Source organism: Amycolatopsis sp. NPDC051758, assembly GCF_044453095.1.
Taxonomy (GTDB): domain Bacteria; phylum Actinomycetota; class Actinomycetes; order Mycobacteriales; family Pseudonocardiaceae; genus Amycolatopsis.
Genome location: NZ_JBITCJ010000008.1, coordinates 1 through 16,452, shown reverse-complemented (window position 1 = coordinate 16,452; position 16,452 = coordinate 1). Strand labels below are relative to the sequence as shown.

General features: G+C 70.6%; 16 protein-coding genes and 1 pseudogene. 11 read left to right on the top strand and 6 right to left on the bottom strand.

Annotated elements, in window-relative coordinates; genetic code table 11:
- The first annotated feature begins 206 nt into the window (after positions 1-206).
- The 3 genes and pseudogenes from ACIA5G_RS33130 to ACIA5G_RS33120 all read left to right on the top strand — a co-directional run.
- On the top strand, positions 207-3,191 hold the full coding sequence (locus tag ACIA5G_RS33130) for a family 16 glycoside hydrolase (RefSeq protein ID WP_395930387.1): 2,985 nt from the start codon (positions 207-209) through the stop codon (positions 3,189-3,191).
- Between the two features lie 62 nt (positions 3,192-3,253).
- On the top strand, positions 3,254-3,613 hold the full coding sequence (locus tag ACIA5G_RS33125; RefSeq protein WP_395930385.1) for a hypothetical protein: 360 nt from the start codon (positions 3,254-3,256) through the stop codon (positions 3,611-3,613).
- Positions 3,614-3,666: 53 nt separating this feature from the next.
- Positions 3,667-3,960, top strand: a pseudogene (locus tag ACIA5G_RS33120) (endonuclease); the annotation flags it as partial.
- 58 nt (positions 3,961-4,018) lie between these two features.
- Here ACIA5G_RS33120 and ACIA5G_RS33115 read toward each other — a convergent pair.
- Positions 4,019-4,465, bottom strand: coding sequence for a nitroreductase family deazaflavin-dependent oxidoreductase (locus ACIA5G_RS33115; RefSeq protein WP_395930383.1), 447 nt, complete (start codon positions 4,463-4,465; stop codon positions 4,019-4,021).
- A 140-nt stretch (positions 4,466-4,605) separates the two neighbouring features.
- On the opposite strand from ACIA5G_RS33115, the gene ACIA5G_RS33110 reads away from it, so the two are divergent.
- Entirely contained in the window at positions 4,606-5,019 is a 414-nt protein-coding gene (locus ACIA5G_RS33110) for a DUF2255 family protein (RefSeq protein WP_395930381.1), read from the top strand.
- Between the two features lie 6 nt (positions 5,020-5,025).
- Here the strand turns inward: ACIA5G_RS33110 and ACIA5G_RS33105 are convergent, their stop codons facing one another.
- Entirely contained in the window at positions 5,026-6,267 is a 1,242-nt protein-coding gene (locus ACIA5G_RS33105) for a hypothetical protein (RefSeq protein ID WP_395930379.1), read from the bottom strand.
- A gap of 84 nt (positions 6,268-6,351) precedes the next feature.
- A complete protein-coding gene (locus ACIA5G_RS33100; RefSeq protein WP_395930377.1) occupies positions 6,352-7,116 on the bottom strand; it encodes an SDR family oxidoreductase in 765 nt (254 codons plus the stop codon).
- A 99-nt stretch (positions 7,117-7,215) separates the two neighbouring features.
- On the opposite strand from ACIA5G_RS33100, the gene ACIA5G_RS33095 reads away from it, so the two are divergent.
- From ACIA5G_RS33095 to ACIA5G_RS33075, 5 genes are all read left to right on the top strand, one after another.
- Complete coding sequence (locus tag ACIA5G_RS33095; protein WP_395930375.1) at positions 7,216-8,061, top strand: helix-turn-helix transcriptional regulator; 846 nt, start codon at positions 7,216-7,218, stop codon at positions 8,059-8,061.
- Entirely contained in the window at positions 8,062-8,709 is a 648-nt protein-coding gene (locus tag ACIA5G_RS33090) for an alpha/beta hydrolase (RefSeq protein ID WP_395930373.1), read from the top strand.
- 332 nt (positions 8,710-9,041) lie between these two features.
- Positions 9,042-10,493 (top strand): amidase, encoded by a 1,452-nt coding sequence (locus ACIA5G_RS33085; RefSeq protein ID WP_395930371.1) that lies wholly within the window; start codon positions 9,042-9,044, stop codon positions 10,491-10,493.
- A 101-nt stretch (positions 10,494-10,594) separates the two neighbouring features.
- Positions 10,595-11,890 carry a DUF3592 domain-containing protein gene (locus ACIA5G_RS33080; protein ID WP_395930369.1) on the top strand — a complete coding sequence of 432 codons (1,296 nt, stop codon included), beginning with the start codon at positions 10,595-10,597 and terminating at the stop codon, positions 11,888-11,890.
- On the top strand, positions 11,887-12,183 hold the full coding sequence (locus tag ACIA5G_RS33075) for a hypothetical protein (protein WP_395930367.1): 297 nt from the start codon (positions 11,887-11,889) through the stop codon (positions 12,181-12,183). The genes ACIA5G_RS33080 and ACIA5G_RS33075 overlap by 4 nt, the downstream gene beginning before the upstream one ends.
- A gap of 16 nt (positions 12,184-12,199) precedes the next feature.
- Here the strand turns inward: ACIA5G_RS33075 and ACIA5G_RS33070 are convergent, their stop codons facing one another.
- Together ACIA5G_RS33070 and ACIA5G_RS33065 are read right to left on the bottom strand one after the other, a co-directional pair.
- Positions 12,200-13,141, bottom strand: a complete 942-nt coding sequence (locus ACIA5G_RS33070; protein WP_395930365.1) for an NADP-dependent oxidoreductase — start codon at positions 13,139-13,141, stop codon at positions 12,200-12,202.
- 158 nt (positions 13,142-13,299) lie between these two features.
- Positions 13,300-14,169, bottom strand: coding sequence for a helix-turn-helix domain-containing protein (locus ACIA5G_RS33065; protein ID WP_395930363.1), 870 nt, complete (start codon positions 14,167-14,169; stop codon positions 13,300-13,302).
- 53 nt (positions 14,170-14,222) lie between these two features.
- On the opposite strand from ACIA5G_RS33065, the gene ACIA5G_RS33060 reads away from it, so the two are divergent.
- Together ACIA5G_RS33060 and ACIA5G_RS33055 are read left to right on the top strand one after the other, a co-directional pair.
- Positions 14,223-14,726, top strand: a complete 504-nt coding sequence (locus tag ACIA5G_RS33060) for a MarR family winged helix-turn-helix transcriptional regulator (RefSeq protein WP_395930361.1) — start codon at positions 14,223-14,225, stop codon at positions 14,724-14,726.
- A 23-nt stretch (positions 14,727-14,749) separates the two neighbouring features.
- Positions 14,750-15,574, top strand: coding sequence for a DUF72 domain-containing protein (locus ACIA5G_RS33055; RefSeq protein WP_395931332.1), 825 nt, complete (start codon positions 14,750-14,752; stop codon positions 15,572-15,574).
- Between the two features lie 8 nt (positions 15,575-15,582).
- Here the strand turns inward: ACIA5G_RS33055 and ACIA5G_RS33050 are convergent, their stop codons facing one another.
- Positions 15,583-16,308, bottom strand: a complete 726-nt coding sequence (locus tag ACIA5G_RS33050) for a phosphatase PAP2 family protein (protein ID WP_395930359.1) — start codon at positions 16,306-16,308, stop codon at positions 15,583-15,585.
- Positions 16,309-16,452 lie beyond the last annotated feature (144 nt).

Here is a 16,452-nt window from a genome sequence, read left to right as displayed (position 1 = left end):
GCCGGAAACGACGGCTCTCCAAAGTAGAGCACGGAAACGAGACGGCCGAGGAGCCGTCTCCGCGACGCCGAGCGCACGGGCACTTACGCGTCTAGACGGCGTAATTTCGCTCAAACGGGACATACTTTCGTTGACTTGATGCAAAAGTTCTCCCTACGCTCACCGAGCGTCAGGTAGAGAGCCTGGCTCTTCCCCGAGGAGCAACGATGCTTCTGGCTGCCCGCGAACGATGCCGCCGAGCGGTTCTGGTGGTAACAGTCCTGCTCACAGCCCTGTCGGCCGCCGTCGTCACACCCGCTCACGCCGCCGTCCCACCGCAAGAGCCAGGCGTGACCCTTCGGGTGTTCGACATGCAAACCGAACTGAGCAAGCTGTGCACCATCAAGCCCGGGTTGACCCCCAACGTCGACAAGCTGACGCCGACGATCAACTGGACCAGCACCGCCGACTTCGGCGTCAGCGACTTCCTGGTCTCCGAAGTGACCGGCAACATCTCCATCGCGACCGCCGGCAGTTACCAGTTCCGGCTGACCAGTGACGACGGCTCCCGGCTGCGCATCGACGGGCAGGTGGTGATCACCAACGACGGCCTGCACGGGGCGACCGCGGTGACCGGCTCGGTCCAGCTGACCACCGGTTACCACGCGCTGCGGATCGAGCACTTCGACAACGCCGGTGACCAGCAGATCACGCTGGAATGGCAGCCTCCCGGCTCGTCGGCCTTCGTGGTGGTGCCCACCTCGGTGCTCAGCACCGACGCCGGGGTCGTCCGGGTGACCTCGCCGGGGAAGAAGGAATGCGAAGGCACGGCCGACTCTCCCGGTGACGGCCTGCCGCTGACCGGCGTCCACCCCGGCTTCACGCTGACCGACCTGCGCCCCGGCGGCTTCCAGCCGCAGGTGACCGGGATGGACTGGCTGCCGGACGGCCGGCTCGCCATCGCCACCTGGGGTGGTTCGGACAACACCGCCGGGGAGGTCCAGCTGATCAGCAACGCCACCGGCACCACCGACCCGTCCCGGGTCCGGACGCAAAGGATCGCCGGCGGGCTGAAGGAACCGATGGGCATCAAGTACGTCGACGGCAAGCTGTACGTGTCGGAGAAGACGCGGCTCGTCGAACTCAACGACACCAACGGCGACGGCGTGACCGACGTCTACCGGACGGTGGCGACCTGGCCGTTCAGCGGCAACTTCCACGAATTCGCCTTCGGCCTGCTGTACAAGGACGGATTCTTCTACGTCAACCTGTCGGTGGCGATCGACCTCGGCGGGGCGACCACCAACCCCCAGCCCGCGCCGGGCCGCGGTGTCACCCTCAAGGTCGACAAGAACACCGGCGCCGTCTCGACCATCGCCGGCGGCCTGCGCACCCCGCACGGCATCGGCTGGGGTCCGGAGGGCGACATCTTCGTCACCGACAACCAGGGTGCCTGGCTGCCCGCGAACAAACTCGTGCGCATCAAGCAGAACCGGTTCTTCAACCACTACACGAACCCGGCGGGCCCGTTCGACGCGCAGCCGGTGACCGCGCCGGTGGTGTGGTTGCCGCACAACGAAATCGCCAACTCGCCCAGCAACCCGGTCCAGCTGACCCAAGGCACCTTTGCCGGCCAGCTGGTCTACGGTGACGTGACCTACGGCGGCCTGCAGCGGGTCTACCTGGAGAAGGTCAACGGCGAGTACCAGGGTGCGGTCTTCCGGATGACCCAGGGCCTCGAGTCCGGGGTCAGCCGGATCAGCCTCGGCCCGGACGGCGCGATCTACACCGGCGGGATCGACGGCGGCGGCAACTGGGGCCAGCCGGGCAAGCTCGCCTACGGCCTGCAGAAGCTGACTCCCAACGGCACGAACACCTTCGACATCCTCGCCATGCGGGCGGTCCCGGGTGGGTTCGAGTTCGAATACACGCAGCCGCTGTCCGCCGCGACGGCCCAGGACCTGATCACCAAGTACCAGGTCTCGCAATGGCGCTACGCGCCGACGGCCACGTACGGCGGCCCCAAGGTCGACGAGCAGACCCTCACCGTGACCGGCGCGGCGGTGTCCGCCGACCGCAAGAAGGTCACCCTGCAGATCTCCGGGCTGCTGCCCGGGCGGGTCGTCCACGTCCGGTCGCCGCGGCCGTTCGCGTCCGAATCCGGCACGGCGTTGTGGAGCACGGAAGCGTGGTACACCCTCAACTCGACGGTGGGGGGCGCGCCGGCCGCCGTGACCTACGAAGCCGAGCGCGCGACGCTGAGCGGCGGCGCGGGCGTCAACACCGACCACACGGGTTACGAAGCCACCGGATTCGTCGACGGGTATTGGAATCAGGGCGCGTCCACGACCTTCGCGGTGAACGTGCCCACGGCCGGGAGCTACAACGTCGGCCTGCGGTATGCGAACGGCCCGAATCCCAGCGCCGGGACGAAGTCCGTGAGCGTCTACGTCAACGGCACGAAGGTCCGGCAGACCCGGCTGGCCAGCACGACTACGTGGGACAGCTGGGCACGCCAGCCGGAAGTGCTGCCGCTGACGGCGGGTGCGAACTCGATCTCCTACCGGTTCGACAGCGGTGACGTCGGCAACGTCAACCTCGACAACATCACCGTCACCGCGGCCACCCGGATCCCGTTGTTCACCGGAACCGATCTGAACGCGTGGGAACTCCGCTCCGGTGGAGCGGCGCCGTGGCCGGTCTCCGGCGGCTCGATGGAGTCACTCGGCGGGGACATCCGGACCAGGCAGAAGTTCGGGGACTTCAAGCTGCACGTCGAGTGGTACGAGCCGAGCTATCCGTCGAACGTGACCGGGCAGGCGCGGGGCAACAGCGGCGTGTATCTGCAGGACCGTTACGAGCTCCAGGTGCTCGACTCCTTCGGTGACACCAGCCTCGCCAACGACGAGGCCGGCGCGATCTACACGCAGAAGGCGCCGGACGTGAACGCCGCGACAGCGCCGCTGACGTGGCAGACCTACGACGTCACGTTCCGCGCGGCACGGTTCGACAGCGCCGGGACGAAAACCGACAACGCCAGGGTGACCGTCGTCTGGAACGGCGTGACCGTCCACAACGACGTCGGCATCACCGGATCGACCGGAGCCGGCGATCCCGAAGGTGCCGGCCCGGGCGCGATCCGGCTGCAGGACCACGGAGACCCCGGTGAGAACGTGCGGTTCCGCAACGTGTGGATAGAACCGATCAGCTGACCATCCGCCGGCGGGGCTCGTTCACCGGGCCCCGCCGGCTTCGTGGCATGGGAAGATGGGGCATGGCGGTCATCGGGGATGTGCTTCCTCTGGGCTCGGAGCTCGAGCGGTCCTATCCGGTGTACGTGCGTGGCCGGTTGAAGTTCCGGGTCAAGCAGATCGTTTATGTCGCGTTCTCGCTCGACGAGGCGGTGATGGGGTTCGCGTTCCCGAAGGAGGAGCGTGCCGCGCTGGTCGCCGGCGAGCCGGCGAAGTTCCGGCTGCCGTCGGAGTCGGACATGCGGTTCAACTGGGTTGACGCCGAGCTTGCCGCGCTGGACCCGATCGAGGCTCGCGAGTTCGTCGTGGACGCGTGGCGGATGGTGGTTCCGCAGAAGGTTTCCCGCGCTTACGACCTGACCCATCCCGATGGTCCGGGATGACGATGCCGGCCGCCTGCCCGTCACTTCTTGAGCCGGCGGCGGTGAGCGCGCCGGTGTGGGACGGGATCAAAGCCGCCGACGAGAATCCCGCCGACCCGGCGAACGTCGTCCTGCTCTACAGCGGGCGCTCACAGGCGAAGACCGCCAACGGCGGCGAGCCCGACGACTGGAACCGTGAGCACGTCTGGGCCAAGTCCCCCGGCGACTTCGGCACCGAGACCGGGCCGGGCACGGACCTGCACCACCTGCGCGCCGAAGACGTCTCGGTCCACGCCGAGCGGGGGAACAAGGACTTCGACGCTGGCAGCTCCCCGGTCGGCCAGGCGCCCGGGAACCTCACCGACGACCGCAACCCGTTCATCGACCACCCCGAGCGGGCCGGCTCGATCTACGGTTCGGGAGTGGTCAGTCCCGCGGGGTGAGCAGGACGACCGGGATCGTGCGGTCGGTCTTCTGCGCGTATTCGTCGTAGAGCGGGAACGTGCGTGCCATCTGGGCCCAGAGCCGTTCGCGCTCGCCCGGGCCCGCGACGCGTGCGCGGGCGTTGCAGCGGCGGGTGCCGACCTGCAGTCCGACCTCCGGGTTCGCCTCGAGGTTCTTGAACCACGCCGGGTCCTCGTCGGCGCCCGCCTTGGAGGCGACCACCACGAGGTCGTCCCCCGAGGTGCCGTAGATCAGGCAGGTGCGCCGCGGCTCGCCGGTCTTGCGGCCGGTCGTGGCGAGCACGAGCGTGTACAGCCCGTTCGACTCGTGGCCCTCGGTGCCGCCCGAGGCCAGGTACGTGCGGGTCTGCTCGGCGACCCAGTCCCACTTCGAGTCGGTGGCGCGGTCGAGATCTTCGGCGACGGCCATGCGGCGGTCCTTTCCGGTGTGGTGTGGTTCATGATCTTCTACACGACATCGGTGGGTTGCGCCTGTCCGGGTGAGGTCCACGATCGGCTGACGGTCCGGAATCTTGACCTCGATCTCGGTCGAGGTTTTACGGTTTTCCCATGGCAGAGAACCAAGTCGGCGAAGCACTGTGGAGTTCAGCGGAACTGGAGCTGCTCGACGCGGCCCAGGAACTCGAGATCGGCGTCCGGCGCGCCGACGGCACGCTGCGGCGAGCGGTGCCGATCTGGGTCGTGTGCGCGGGCTCGCGGGTGTACGTCCGGACCTGGCACCGGCGCGACACCGGGTGGTTCGGCCAGGCGCTGCGAACTCGCCGGGCGCACGTCCGGGTCGAGGGCCTGGAGGCCGACGTCGCGGTCGAGGACGTCGGCGAGGGCAGCCCCGGGCAGCGCGCCGCCGTTGATGCCGCCTACCGCGTCAAGTACGGCGGCTTCGGTGACGCGGGGGTCGGAAACATGGTGAGTGCCTCGGCCGCGGCCGCCACCCTGCAGCTGGTCCCGCTCCGACGTCCCTGAGCCCGTTCAGCGGTGCTGCCGGGCCAGCCACTGCCAGACGTGGGTGCCGTCGAGGCTCGGGTCGTTGCGGGCCACGTAGATCCACGACCAGTGACCGGGGAACTGGTGGCCGTTCCAGACGACGTGGTCGTAGAGCGTCAGCGACGAGCGGGGGATGAGTTCGTGCGCGTGGACGGTGTTGGCCTGCGGGTCCACCGTGTCGTCGTCGCGGGAGGCGACCAGCCACGTGGGGGTGCTGATCGCCGCCAGTTCGGCGTCGGGAATCAGCGGTGGGCCGCCCGCTTCCCGGGCGGCGACAACTCCGCAGATCGGGACGGACGCGGCGAACGTGCCGGGGTAAACCGTGGTCATCTTCAGGCTCATGTAACCGCCGTTGCTGCAGCCGACGACGTGGACGCGCCTGGGATCGACCGGCCGGGTGCGCAGCACGTCCCGGATGATCTCGTTGATGAGCGGGGCGAACCGGGGGCCGTCGTCCATCCAGGCGGCCGTGCTCTGCGGGGCGACCACGTAAGCGCCGTCGAAGATCGCTTGCGCTTCCCGGGTGGCGAAGCCGAGTGCGCCGCGGTTGGCGCGCAACGTGGTCTCGTTGTCGTAGTAGTTGTCGGGCAGGGAGGCGCCTTCACCACCGCCGTGCAGCCAGACGACCAACGGACGCCGGCCGTGTCGTCGGCCGGGGGAGTACAGCCGGTACTTCATCCCGGAGCGCGAAGCGTGGTAGGTGAAGGCGTCGACCTCGGGGTTGGCCAGCCGGCCTTGGGTGAACCGGGTGATGGTGAGCGGCCGGCCGTGCCGCAGGCGGACCGGGGCGTTCTGCGTCACGGTGTAGACGAGGTCGAGCCGGAAGTTGCGGCTCTTGCTGTTGAGGTAGCCGAGCGTGCCGCCGCCGGGCTGGCCCTCGCCGTGGCTCAGCTCGAGCACGACGTTCCCGCGGTGGTCGAGCCGCGCGGCCGTCACCGGCCGGTCGAGGTTGTACCCGATGTCCTGGCCGCCGGTGTCGATCGGGCTGGTGGCCTTCGCGTGCACGCTGAACGTGCCGGTGGTCAGGCTCGCCGGGTCGATCGGCCCGAACCGGGAGGTGGCGAGGGTGAGCGAGGTGACCTGTTCACCGCCGTCGAGGGTCACCGCGCCGAGGACGAAGCCCACGCCGTCCGTCTCGTGGGCGTGGGCCACGCCCGGCAACACCAGGCCGGCCGTGACGCTCGCTCCGGTGACCAAAGCGGTGCGACGGCTGAACACCTTGTCCATGCGAACTCCTCCGGAGCCGGGAAAGCGCTTGCTCGGTCCAGCGTCGCGGACGGCCGCCCGGCTGCATAGAGACCTACGGGGTGGTCAGCTCCCGTGCGGATCGGTCTGGTTGAGGGTCGCGACGACCTGGTCGTAGTCGCCGCGGGCTTCGCCGTAGCGGAGGAACTTGACCCGTTCGACCTGGATCTCCTTCGCGTCCGGCCGGGTTTCCAGCAGGGTCATGACCTCGGTGACGAACTCGTCGAGCGGCATGGCGTGCTCGTTTTGGGCCTGGCCGGGCAGCAGGTCGGTCTGCACCGACGGCGGCTCGAGCTCGAGCACCTGCACCGACGTGTCGGCCAGCTGCAGCCGCAGCGCCTCGCTGAGCATGTGGATCGCCGCCTTGGACGCGCCGTAGCTCGGGGTGACCTTGAGCGGGGCGAAGGCCAGTCCGGAGGAGACGGTGACGATGGTGGCGTCCGGCCGGCTCTGCAGGTGCTCGACGAACGCCGCGATCAGCCGGATCGGGCCGAGCACGTTGGTCGTCACGACGTTCTCGGCCGACTCGAGGAACGTCTCGGGCCGGTGCCAGTCCTCGACGCGCATCACGCCGGCCATGGTGACCAGCACGTTCAGCTCGGGATAGCGGGCGAGCACGTCCTTCGCCGCGGCCTCGACGCTCGTGGCGTCCGCGGTGTCGATCGCCGCGGTGCCGATGCCCGGGTGCTCGGCGGCGATCTTCTCGAGCAGCTCGGTGCGCCGGCCGCCGACGATCACGGTGTTGCCCCGCTCCCGCAGGGCGAGCGCGAGGGCCAGGCCGATGCCGCTGGTGGCGCCGGGGATGAAGACGGTGTTTCCGGTGATGTTCATGCCCCGAGCTTCGGCCACCGTCCCCGGCGTCGCCAGAGAGCGGATATCGGGGGACCGGCGATCCCTGGCAGGCGTCCGGAGCAGCGGGATACTGGGGGTATGGATCGAACGGAGCTGGCAGCCTTCCTGCGGCGCCGCCGGGAGCAGCTGCGGCCGGCGGACGTCGGCCTGCCGCCGGGGGCGCGCCGCCGGACGGCCGGGCTGCGGCGGGAGGAGGTCGCGTCGCTGGCCGCGATGTCGACGGACTACTACACGCGCCTGGAGCAGCAGCGCGGTCCGCAGCCGAGCGAGCAGACGCTGGCGTCGCTCGCCCGCGCGCTGCGGCTGAGCGACGACGAGCGTGACTACCTGTTCGTGGTGGCCGGCCGCAACGCCCCTTCGTCGGCGGTGACGGCCACGCACGTCGCGCCGGCGCTGCTGCGGGTGCTGGACCGGCTGTCGGACACACCCGCGCTGATCCTGTCCAACCTCGGCGAGATCCTCGTCCAGAATCGCCTCGCCGAGGCGCTCTACGGCGGCCGGACCGACTACAAAGGCCTGGCGCGCAGCGAGATCTACCGCTGGTTCACCGATCCGGAGGAGCGCCTGATCTACCCGGAACACGACCGCGAGCGCCAAAGCCGCGCACTGGTGGCGAACCTGCGTGCCGCGCACGGGTCGATGGGCCCGGCTTCACGGGCGGGGGAGCTGGTGCGGGCGCTGCTGCGGGAAAGCGCGGAGTTCGCGCGGCTGTGGGAGCGCCACGAGGTGGCGAAGCGGTTCGTGGACCACAAGGTGCTGGTACACCCGCAGGTGGGCGAGATCGAGGTGGACTGCCAGGCGTTGTTCACCGAGGACCAGTCGCAGGCCCTGCTGGTGCTCACCGCGGCGCCGCGCACGGAGGCGTTCGAGAAGCTGCAGCTGTTGGGTGTGCTGGGCAACCAGCGCTTCGAGGACGCCCGCTAGATGTCACTCCCGGGCGAGCTGGTCACCGAGACGTTCGAGTACGACGGCGGTCGCGAGGTCACGGTCTACCTCCCGGCGGATCGGCCTGAGGCCGTGGTGTTCGCCGGCGACGGCCGGCTGATCTCACCCTGGGGTGGTGACCTCGAAGCGGACGTTCCGCCGACGATGATCGTCGGGGTGCACCGATCGGCCGATGAGACCCGCCGGCTTCAGGAGTACTCACCCGGCTTCGATCCGGAGCGGTTCTTGGCGCACGAACGGTTTTTCGGCGAGGAAGTCGGTCAATGGGTGCGCTCACGGTTCGACGTCACCCTGCCTGCCGAGCGCACCGCGGTGTGCGGTGTCTCGGCGGGCGGAGAGCTGGCGCTGGCGCTGGGGCTTCGACATCCGGACGTCTACGGCACGGTCTTGGCCGCCTCGCCCGGCGGAGGTTATCGGCCACCTGCCGCCATGCCGGGTTCGCTGCCGCGCACGTACCTCGTTGCGGGCACGCAGGAGCCGTTCTTCTTCCAGAACGCGACCCGGTGGGCGGCCGCTCTGCGCGCTGCGGGGGCGGATGTCGTGTCGAAGGAGCGGGTTGGATCACACGGTGACGGATTCTGGCGTGAAGAGTTCCCGTTGATGGTGGCGTGGACGTTCGGACGATGAGGAAGTCGGGCTAGCCGGCCCATCGTCCCCGCTTCGGCCGGGTGAACCACTCCGCGGCGCGGCGGGCCAGGTCCTCGACCGGCGACCCGTTCGCCGGGACGATGTGTTGGAGAAAGCCCAATGGGCGATCGGAAAGCCGACGGTCGGCGGCCACGAATTGAGACGTGCATCCTGTTGCGCGATGCGGAAGTCCGTGGCTTGTCCAGAACAGGGCCCCCGCTTTCAGTGCTGTGACCTGCGGCGGGCCACTTTCGGTGGTAAGACGAGTGGCTTTTCCGTTGCGCGAAGCGGGATTTTATGGCTGCCACGGCAGGCCGATAACTTCCCGATTCATGGAATGGAGCTTTCGATCAGCCGAAGAACTCGTTGCCGCGTTGCGTTCCGGTGAAGTGACGTCGGTGGAACTGACCGACGAAGCGATCGCCCGTATCGAGCGCGACGACGAAGTGATCAACGCGATCTGTGTGCCGGACTTCGACCGTGCGCGGGCCGCCGCCCGCGGTGCCGATCAGGCACGTGCGCGGGGTGAGGACCGGCCGCTGCTCGGCGTTCCGGTGACGGTCAAGGAGTGTTACAACATCGCCGGGCTGCCCACGACCTGGGGGATGCCGCCGCACCGGAACTACCTGCCGGCCGAGGACGCGGTGCAGGTGTCGCGGCTCAAGGCCGCGGGCGCGGTGATTCTCGGCAAGACCAATGTGCCCCTGGGGCTGCAAGACATCCAGACCTTCAACGAGATCTACGGCACCACCACCAACCCGTGGGACCGCGGGCGCACGGCGGGCGGGTCCTCCGGCGGGTCGGCGGCGGCCCTGGCGGCCGGGTTCGGCGCGCTGTCCCTCGGCTCCGACATCGCCGGCTCGCTGCGCACCCCCGCGCATTTCTGCGGCGTGTACGCGCACAAGCCGACACTCGGGCTGGTGGCCAACCGCGGCATGGTCCCGCCGGCCGAGCCGGCCTTGCCGGTCGACCTCGACCTCGCCGTGGTCGGTCCGATGGCGCGCACCGCCCGCGACCTCACGCTCCTGCTCGACGTCATGGCCGGACCGGACCCGCTGACCCTCGGCGTGGCGCACCGGTTGGCGCTGCCGCCCGCGCGTCACGAGCGGCTCGGCGACTTCCGGGTCCTGGTCGTCGACGACCATCCGCTCATCCCGACCGGGTCCGCCGTGCGCGCGGGCGTGCACCGGGTGGCCGACGCGCTCGTCGACGGCGGCGCCCGCGTCGAACGGCACAGTCCGCTGCTGCCCGATCCGACCGAGGCCGCGACGCTCTACATGCAGTTGCTGATCTCGGGCTCCGTCGCGCGGTTTCCCGTCGAATCGCTCGAGCAGCTGCGGACCCGCGTCGCCGGAATGAGCGCGGACGACCGGAGTCTTGACGCCGTGCGGCTGCGCGCCATGCTGTTCAGCCACCGCGACTGGATGGACGCGGACAGCCGCCGCGAGCTCCACCGCCACGGCTGGCGGCAGCTGTTCACCGAGTTCGACGCCGTGGTGTGCCCGATCACGCCGACACCCGCGTTCCCGCACGACCACCACCCCAACCCGATGGAACGGCACATCACCATCGACGGCGCCGAATACCCGTACTTCGACCAGCTCGTCTGGGCCGGCCTGGCCACCATGCCCGGCCTGCCCGCCACCGCCGTCCCCGCGGGCCGGTCCCCCGAGGGCCTGCCGGTCGGGGTGCAGCTCATCGGCCCGGCGTTCGAGGACCGCACCCCGCTGCGGCTGGCCGAGCTGCTCGAGCAGAAGATCGGCGGCTTCCAGGCGTCGCAGTAGGCACTGCTCGCTTACACGCTTGGCGGGCCCGGCCGGTTGCCTTCTCCCGGTGTCTGCTTCATCGCAGTTCGCGGCGGGTTTTCCGGGTCTACGGTGAGGCGATGACGCTGGGGATGGACCGGGGTGCGACGACGCACCGCCGGTGGCAGAACACCTTTCTGGCCGGAGCGATCGTCTTCGGCTTGGTCGCGCTCGGTGACGCGGCGGGGACGGTCTACGCGCTGACCGCCCCCGGTTACGTCTTCGAGGACGGCGAACTCGTGGGCGAGCTCATGGTCTTCGTCCTGGCCGTCGCGCTGATGCTCGGCTGCGTCGCCCTCGGGCGGCGGCACGACCGGCGCCGCGCCGCGCTGGTCGCCGAGCCCGAGCGCTGGCTGCCGGAGCCGGCCGGACACGACGGCCAAGGGCAGGTCGACCTCGACGTCGAGACCACCCGGTTGCGGACGTTGGTGCTGCGCTCGGTGGGCTTGGTGCTCGTCTGGATGGCCGTGCTCGCCGGGGTGGGCGCGGGATTCTTCGCGATGAGCGCCTCGTCCGACCACCTGCTGAAGACCGGGGTCCGCGTGACGGGCGAGGTGCTGGGCGTCTACCGGCACGTCCGGGGCGACGACACCATTTACGTGGTGTACCCGGCGGGCTCCGGTGGCTACCGGTACGCCGACATCATCTGGGACTCCGGCCGGCCGTACGCCGAAGGGCAGCCGATCACGGTCGTCTACGACCGGGACGACCCCGATCGGGTGCGCACGCTGGAGGAGACCAACAACGACCAGACCTGGCTGTGGGCCCTGGTGATCGGGCTGGTCGCCGGGGTGAGCGGGCTCGTGCTTTCGGTCATCGCCGCGGTGAACTGGCGGCGCCGTTATCGCGCGGTCCGCGCCACCGGCTGGCGGATCGCGTCGGTGACCGTCGTGCCGGACTATCCGATCCGCCGCGGCCGGCACATGCCGGACATCAACGTCGTCTACCGCGACGGCACCCGGATCACGCTGCGCGCGGCGACGTCGTCACACGGCTCGGTGCCGCTGAAGCACGAGCCGGACCGGCAGGCCTGGATCGGCGGGACCGACCGCGACATGGTGGTCCTCTTCCCGCACGGACGGTGGCGTGAGCCGCCCTACGCGGTCCCGGCCTACGCGCTGGACCTGCGAGCCGCAGCGAAGCCCGCGGCGGAGCCGGACCCGGAGCAGACGGCGTTCGTGTTGCGCAAGTATCGCCGGTTCGTGATCGTGTTCTCGGCTGGGTACGCCGCGCTGATCGCGGCCGGGGTCGTGCTGATGGTGGTGCTGGACCTGTGGTGGCCCTTGCTCTTCGTCGTGGTCGTCGGCTCGTTCGCGCCCGTCCCGCTCATGAAGCTCTACGCCGCCCGGCTGCGGGCGGCACCGAAGGAGGAATGACCGGCACGAGTGGTCATCCCGTGGGAGACGGTGAGGGATCTGTCCGCCAGGTACCGGCGGACAAGATCCGGCGGCAGTACGACCTCAACGTGTTGGGCTTGCTCGACACGACCAAGGCCGTCCTGCCGCACTTCCGCGGAGACGAGCCCGAGGTCGTCTACCGGGCGGCGACCGACGGGACGGACCGGCTCCGCTACACCGCGGGCCCGTACGCGGCCGAGCTGCTCGCCAACCGTGCCGCTGCCGATGACACCACCTTCATCGGTGGTGTCAAACAGCAGTTCGGCAGCTGAGCACACCCCTCGGGGGTCAGCTCGCCGGGACGACGACGACCTTGCCGTGCACCGCGCCCTCGGCGGCCCGGGCGTGCAGTGCCGGCAGCTCGGGCAGCGGCACCCGCTCGGCGACGTCGACCCGCAGCTCGCCGCGGTCGGCCAGCGCCACCAGCTTCGCCAGCTGGCCGGCGTCGCTGCGGACGAACAGGTTGATGCCGCGCACGCCGCGCTCCTCGTCGGCGGGAGCGGGCATCCACACCGTCGTGTTCACCACGACCCCGCCCGGCCGGACCAGCGTGACGAGCGCGGCGAGTTCGGCCGGGTCGACCGGCGCCAGGTTGAGCACGACGTCGACCTGCTCGGTCACCGCCGCGGTCACCCCGGTGGTGGTGTGGTCGACGATTTCGTCGGCGCCGGCCGACTTGACCGCGTCGCCGCTGCGCGGGCTCGCCGTGGCGATGACGTAGGCGCCGGCGCCCTTGGCCAGCTGCACGGCGTAACCCCCGACCGCGCCGCCGGCGCCGTTGATCAGCACGCGCTGTCCGGACTGCAGCCCGGCGTGGTCGAACAGCGCCTGCCACGCGGTCAGCCCGACCAGCGGCAGTGCGGCCGCGTCGGCCAGCGGGACGCTCTTGGGGGCGGGCGTGAGGACCTCGGCCGGCGCTAGGACGTACTCCGCGGCGGCGCCGTTGCCGTCCATCGGCAGGAAGCCGACAACGTCGTCGCCGACCTGGATGCCGGTCACGCCCTCGCCGAGCGCGTCGACCGTGCCGGCGACGTCGATGCCGGGGGTGTGGGGCAGCTCCACCGGGATGGGTTCGCGCATGAAACCGCCGCGGATGTTGCCGTCGACGGAGTTGAACGACGTCGCGGCGACGCGGAGCCGGACCTGCCCGGCCCCGGGAGCCGGCTGCTCCACGTCTTCGTAGCGCAGGACGTCGGGGGCGCCGTACTCGTGGAAACGCACTGCCTTCATCGGAGTTCTCACCTTTGCTGAGTCCGGTTCGCTTCGAATTCGAAGCAACTACGGATCACGGTACTGCTGCTTCGAATTCGAAGCAAGTGATACCGGTCACCGCCGTCCGGCGGCGACCTTGATCCACGCGGACCTCAGGATCGTGGGTGCGGGCCCGGTCAGCCTGGGCCGGTTTGGCCCACCCTGACCACGGCCGGCCCGCCCGACGCGCGGACGACCTCGTCGAGCCGGGCCGCGTCGGCCGAGTGCGGCGCCGCGGTGAGGACCACCGCCATCAGGCCGTCACCGGGCACCTCGAGCAGGGCGCCGTCGAGTGTGATGGCGTCACCATCGGGATGGCTGAACACGGCCCGGTTCTCGTAGGCGGAGGCCGTTTTCGGGGTGCGCCACAGGGTGTCGAACGGCCGGCTGGTGCTCCGCAGTTCGTCGACGAGCTCGGCGAGCGACGCGTCGGTGGGGTAGCGCAGGTAGGTGTCGCGCAGCCGGGCGGCGAGCACGGCCTGGAAGCCGGCCTGGTGCTCCTCGGTGCGGTCGATCTCCCCGCGGGCGTTGCAGAACGTGCGCCACGCGACGTTCCAGTCCCGGGCGGACCCGGCCGCCGTCCCGCCGCCCAGCGCCAGCCACGCGCCGTTGACGGCGACGACGTTCCACGCCGCGTCGGTCAGGAACGCGGGGGTGCCGTCGAACCGCTCCAGCAGCTGCGTCGCCGCCGCCCCGGCGTCGCGCGGCACCTGCCCGTCGACCGCGGCATACCCGGCGAGGGCGCAGAGCCGTTCGTAGTCCGCCCGGCCGGCCCGCAACGCGCGGGCGATGGCGGTCACCACACCGGCCGACGGGTGCCGCCGTCCCTGCTCCAGCCGCCGGATGTAGTCCGCGGACACCCCGGCCAGCTCGGCGAGCTCCTCCCGGCGCAGTCCGCGGACCCGCCGTCCCGTGGTGCGCAGGCCGCCGGCCGGCAGCCCGGCGGCCACGGGCTCGGTGTGTTCGCGCAACCAGCGGACCGCGGCGCCCAATTCGGACAGGGACATGGCGCCAGTGTGCAGCAGAGACCCCTTCGAATTCAAAGCAGTAAGCTCCGGTCATGTCAGACGCACCACCGACGCTCGACCCCGTGCAGCTCGGCGCCTACTTCGACCTCATCGAGGTGACCAGCCTGCTCCGGCACGCGGTCGAGCAGCAGCTGCGCGAGGCCGGTGAGCTCAGCTACGTGCAGTTCCAGCTGCTGGCCCGGCTCGGGGACTCGCCGTCGGGCAGCCACCGCATGACCGACCTGGCCGACGGCGTCGTCTACAGCCGCAGCGGCCTGACCTACCAGGCGGGCCTGCTCGAGAAGGCCGGCCTGGTCGTGCGCACCCCGTCCCCGGACGACGAGCGGAGCACCACCGTCACCATCACCGATGCCGGGCGCGCGCGGCTCGCCGAAGTGCTGCCCGGGCACGTCGAAGTGGTCGGCGGCCTGCTCTTCGAGCCGCTCTCGCGCAAGGACGTCGAGACCCTCGCCGGCCTGCTGGCGCCGGTGCGGGACCACATGCGCTCGACACCCCCTCGCTCGGCGGCGCCCCGCCGCCGCACGAAGGGGGAGTGATGCGTCTTCACGTCGGCTGCGCCATGTGGACGCACAAGGCCTGGCACGGGCGGTTCGTGCCGCAGTCGCTGCCGGCCAAGGAGCGCCTGCGCGCCTACGCCGGCTGGTGCACCGCGGTCGAGGGCAACACCACCTTCTACGCGACACCCGCCCGGGACACCGTCGAGAGCTGGGCGCAGCAGACCGGCCCCGGCTTCCGGTTCGTGGTCAAGCTGCCCAAGGTCGTCACGCACGAGCGCCGGTTCGCCGGGGTCGAGGCCGAGATGCGGGCGTTCCTGGACGCGATCGAACCCCTCGGCGAGCGGGCCGTCCTGTGGACCCAGCTGCCCGGCTCGTTCGGCCCTTCGGACGTCGACGACCTGCGCCGCTTCCTGCGCCGGCTCCCCGCCGACCGCAGGCGTGCCGTGGAGGTGCGTCACCCCGGGTTCTTCACCGACGCCGGCTCGACGTCGCTGCTGGAGGGGGCGCTCGCCGGCGCGGCCGCCGAGTGGGTGCCGTTCGACACCACCGTCTTCTTCCGGAAGCCACCGACCAGCGAAGCCGAGCAGGACGCCTGGGCCAAGAAACCGCGGCTGCCGCGGCGGACGCGGGCGCTGACCGACCGGCCGATCGTCCGCTACCTGGGCCGCGACTCGGTCGAGGAGACGGTCGAAGGGTGGCGGCCGTGGACCGCGGTGGTCGCCGGCTGGCTGCGCGAAGGCCGGTCGCCGACCGTTTTCCTGCACACCCCCGACAACGTCGACGCGCCGGCGCTGGCCCGCCGGTTCCACGACGACGTGCGAGCGCTGGTGCCGGGGCTCGAGGCGTTGCCCGAGCCGGAGCCGGTGGAGCCCGCGACCCTGTTCTGACCGGGCCGTCAGTCTTCTTGTTGTCGCCCTGGTGCGAAGCGGCCCCACAACGACGCGGCGAGGATCGAGACGGCCAGCAGCGTGACGCTGCCCGCGACGTCGAGAACGTAGTGGTTCCCCGTGCCGACCACGATCGCCGTCATGAGCAGCGGGAACAGCCACGGCACCAGTGCCAGGCGTGGATGGGTGCCCCGCAGCGCCGACCACACGGCGTAGGCGCACCACAGGGACCAGCCCACGTGCATGCTGGGCATGGCCGTGTAGTGGGTGGGATGTGTCCAGCTCTCCACGGCCAGGATGTCGTACCGGGCAACGATGTCGACGGCACCCGGCAGCGAAAAGCGAGGTGGCGACATCGGCACCGCCCAGTAGACCGGCAGCACGAGGGCCATCATCGCGACCATCGTCCGGCGGACCTGGCGGTAGACGCCGGCGTGCCGGACGAACACCCACAGCAGCACACCGGCGACCACCACGTAGTACAGCCGGTACAGGTACACCGCCAACTGAGCGAGGAGCGGGTTCCCAGCGAGCCAGTCGTTCGCGCTGCGCTCGATGTTGATGTGCAGTGCCTGTTCCGCGGACTGGAGGGCCAGCGCATGGGCGTGGGCAGTCGCGAAGTCTTTGCCCACCGCGGCGTCGAGACGCGCGAAGAGCAGAAACCACAGCACCAGGAAGACCAGCTCGACCAGCACACGAGGGCGTCGGCGTTCGCCATCCGGCGGCGGGTTCACGCCGTCACCGTACCGGCGGGGGGGGGGCCCCCCGGGGGCCCCCCCCCCGGGGGGGGGCGGGGGGGCCCCAAGGCCACGCCCCCCGCGGCGGGGGCGGGCACGCCGGCGGCCCGCCACACCCGGGACCACGATGTGGGCGGGGCC

Excerpts from the sequence above, each read along its gene's own strand:
- ACIA5G_RS33125 (WP_395930385.1), top strand. The coding sequence starts at position 3,254 with ATGGCGGTCATCGGGGATGTGCTTCCTCTGGGCTCGGAGCTCGAGCGG.
- ACIA5G_RS33115 (WP_395930383.1), bottom strand. The coding sequence starts at position 4,465 with ATGGCCGTCGCCGAAGATCTCGACCGCGCCACCGACTCGAAGTGGGAC.
- ACIA5G_RS33130 (WP_395930387.1), top strand. The coding sequence starts at position 207 with ATGCTTCTGGCTGCCCGCGAACGATGCCGCCGAGCGGTTCTGGTGGTA.
- ACIA5G_RS33085 (WP_395930371.1), top strand. The coding sequence starts at position 9,042 with ATGGAATGGAGCTTTCGATCAGCCGAAGAACTCGTTGCCGCGTTGCGT.
- ACIA5G_RS33075 (WP_395930367.1), top strand. The coding sequence starts at position 11,887 with ATGACCGGCACGAGTGGTCATCCCGTGGGAGACGGTGAGGGATCTGTC.
- ACIA5G_RS33060 (WP_395930361.1), top strand. The coding sequence starts at position 14,223 with ATGTCAGACGCACCACCGACGCTCGACCCCGTGCAGCTCGGCGCCTAC.
- ACIA5G_RS33110 (WP_395930381.1), top strand. The coding sequence starts at position 4,606 with ATGGCAGAGAACCAAGTCGGCGAAGCACTGTGGAGTTCAGCGGAACTG.
- ACIA5G_RS33095 (WP_395930375.1), top strand. The coding sequence starts at position 7,216 with ATGGATCGAACGGAGCTGGCAGCCTTCCTGCGGCGCCGCCGGGAGCAG.
- ACIA5G_RS33090 (WP_395930373.1), top strand. The coding sequence starts at position 8,062 with ATGTCACTCCCGGGCGAGCTGGTCACCGAGACGTTCGAGTACGACGGC.
- ACIA5G_RS33065 (WP_395930363.1), bottom strand. The coding sequence starts at position 14,169 with ATGTCCCTGTCCGAATTGGGCGCCGCGGTCCGCTGGTTGCGCGAACAC.
- ACIA5G_RS33070 (WP_395930365.1), bottom strand. The coding sequence starts at position 13,141 with ATGAAGGCAGTGCGTTTCCACGAGTACGGCGCCCCCGACGTCCTGCGC.
- ACIA5G_RS33100 (WP_395930377.1), bottom strand. The coding sequence starts at position 7,116 with ATGAACATCACCGGAAACACCGTCTTCATCCCCGGCGCCACCAGCGGC.
- ACIA5G_RS33055 (WP_395931332.1), top strand. The coding sequence starts at position 14,750 with ATGTGGACGCACAAGGCCTGGCACGGGCGGTTCGTGCCGCAGTCGCTG.
- ACIA5G_RS33080 (WP_395930369.1), top strand. The coding sequence starts at position 10,595 with ATGACGCTGGGGATGGACCGGGGTGCGACGACGCACCGCCGGTGGCAG.
- ACIA5G_RS33105 (WP_395930379.1), bottom strand. The coding sequence starts at position 6,267 with ATGGACAAGGTGTTCAGCCGTCGCACCGCTTTGGTCACCGGAGCGAGC.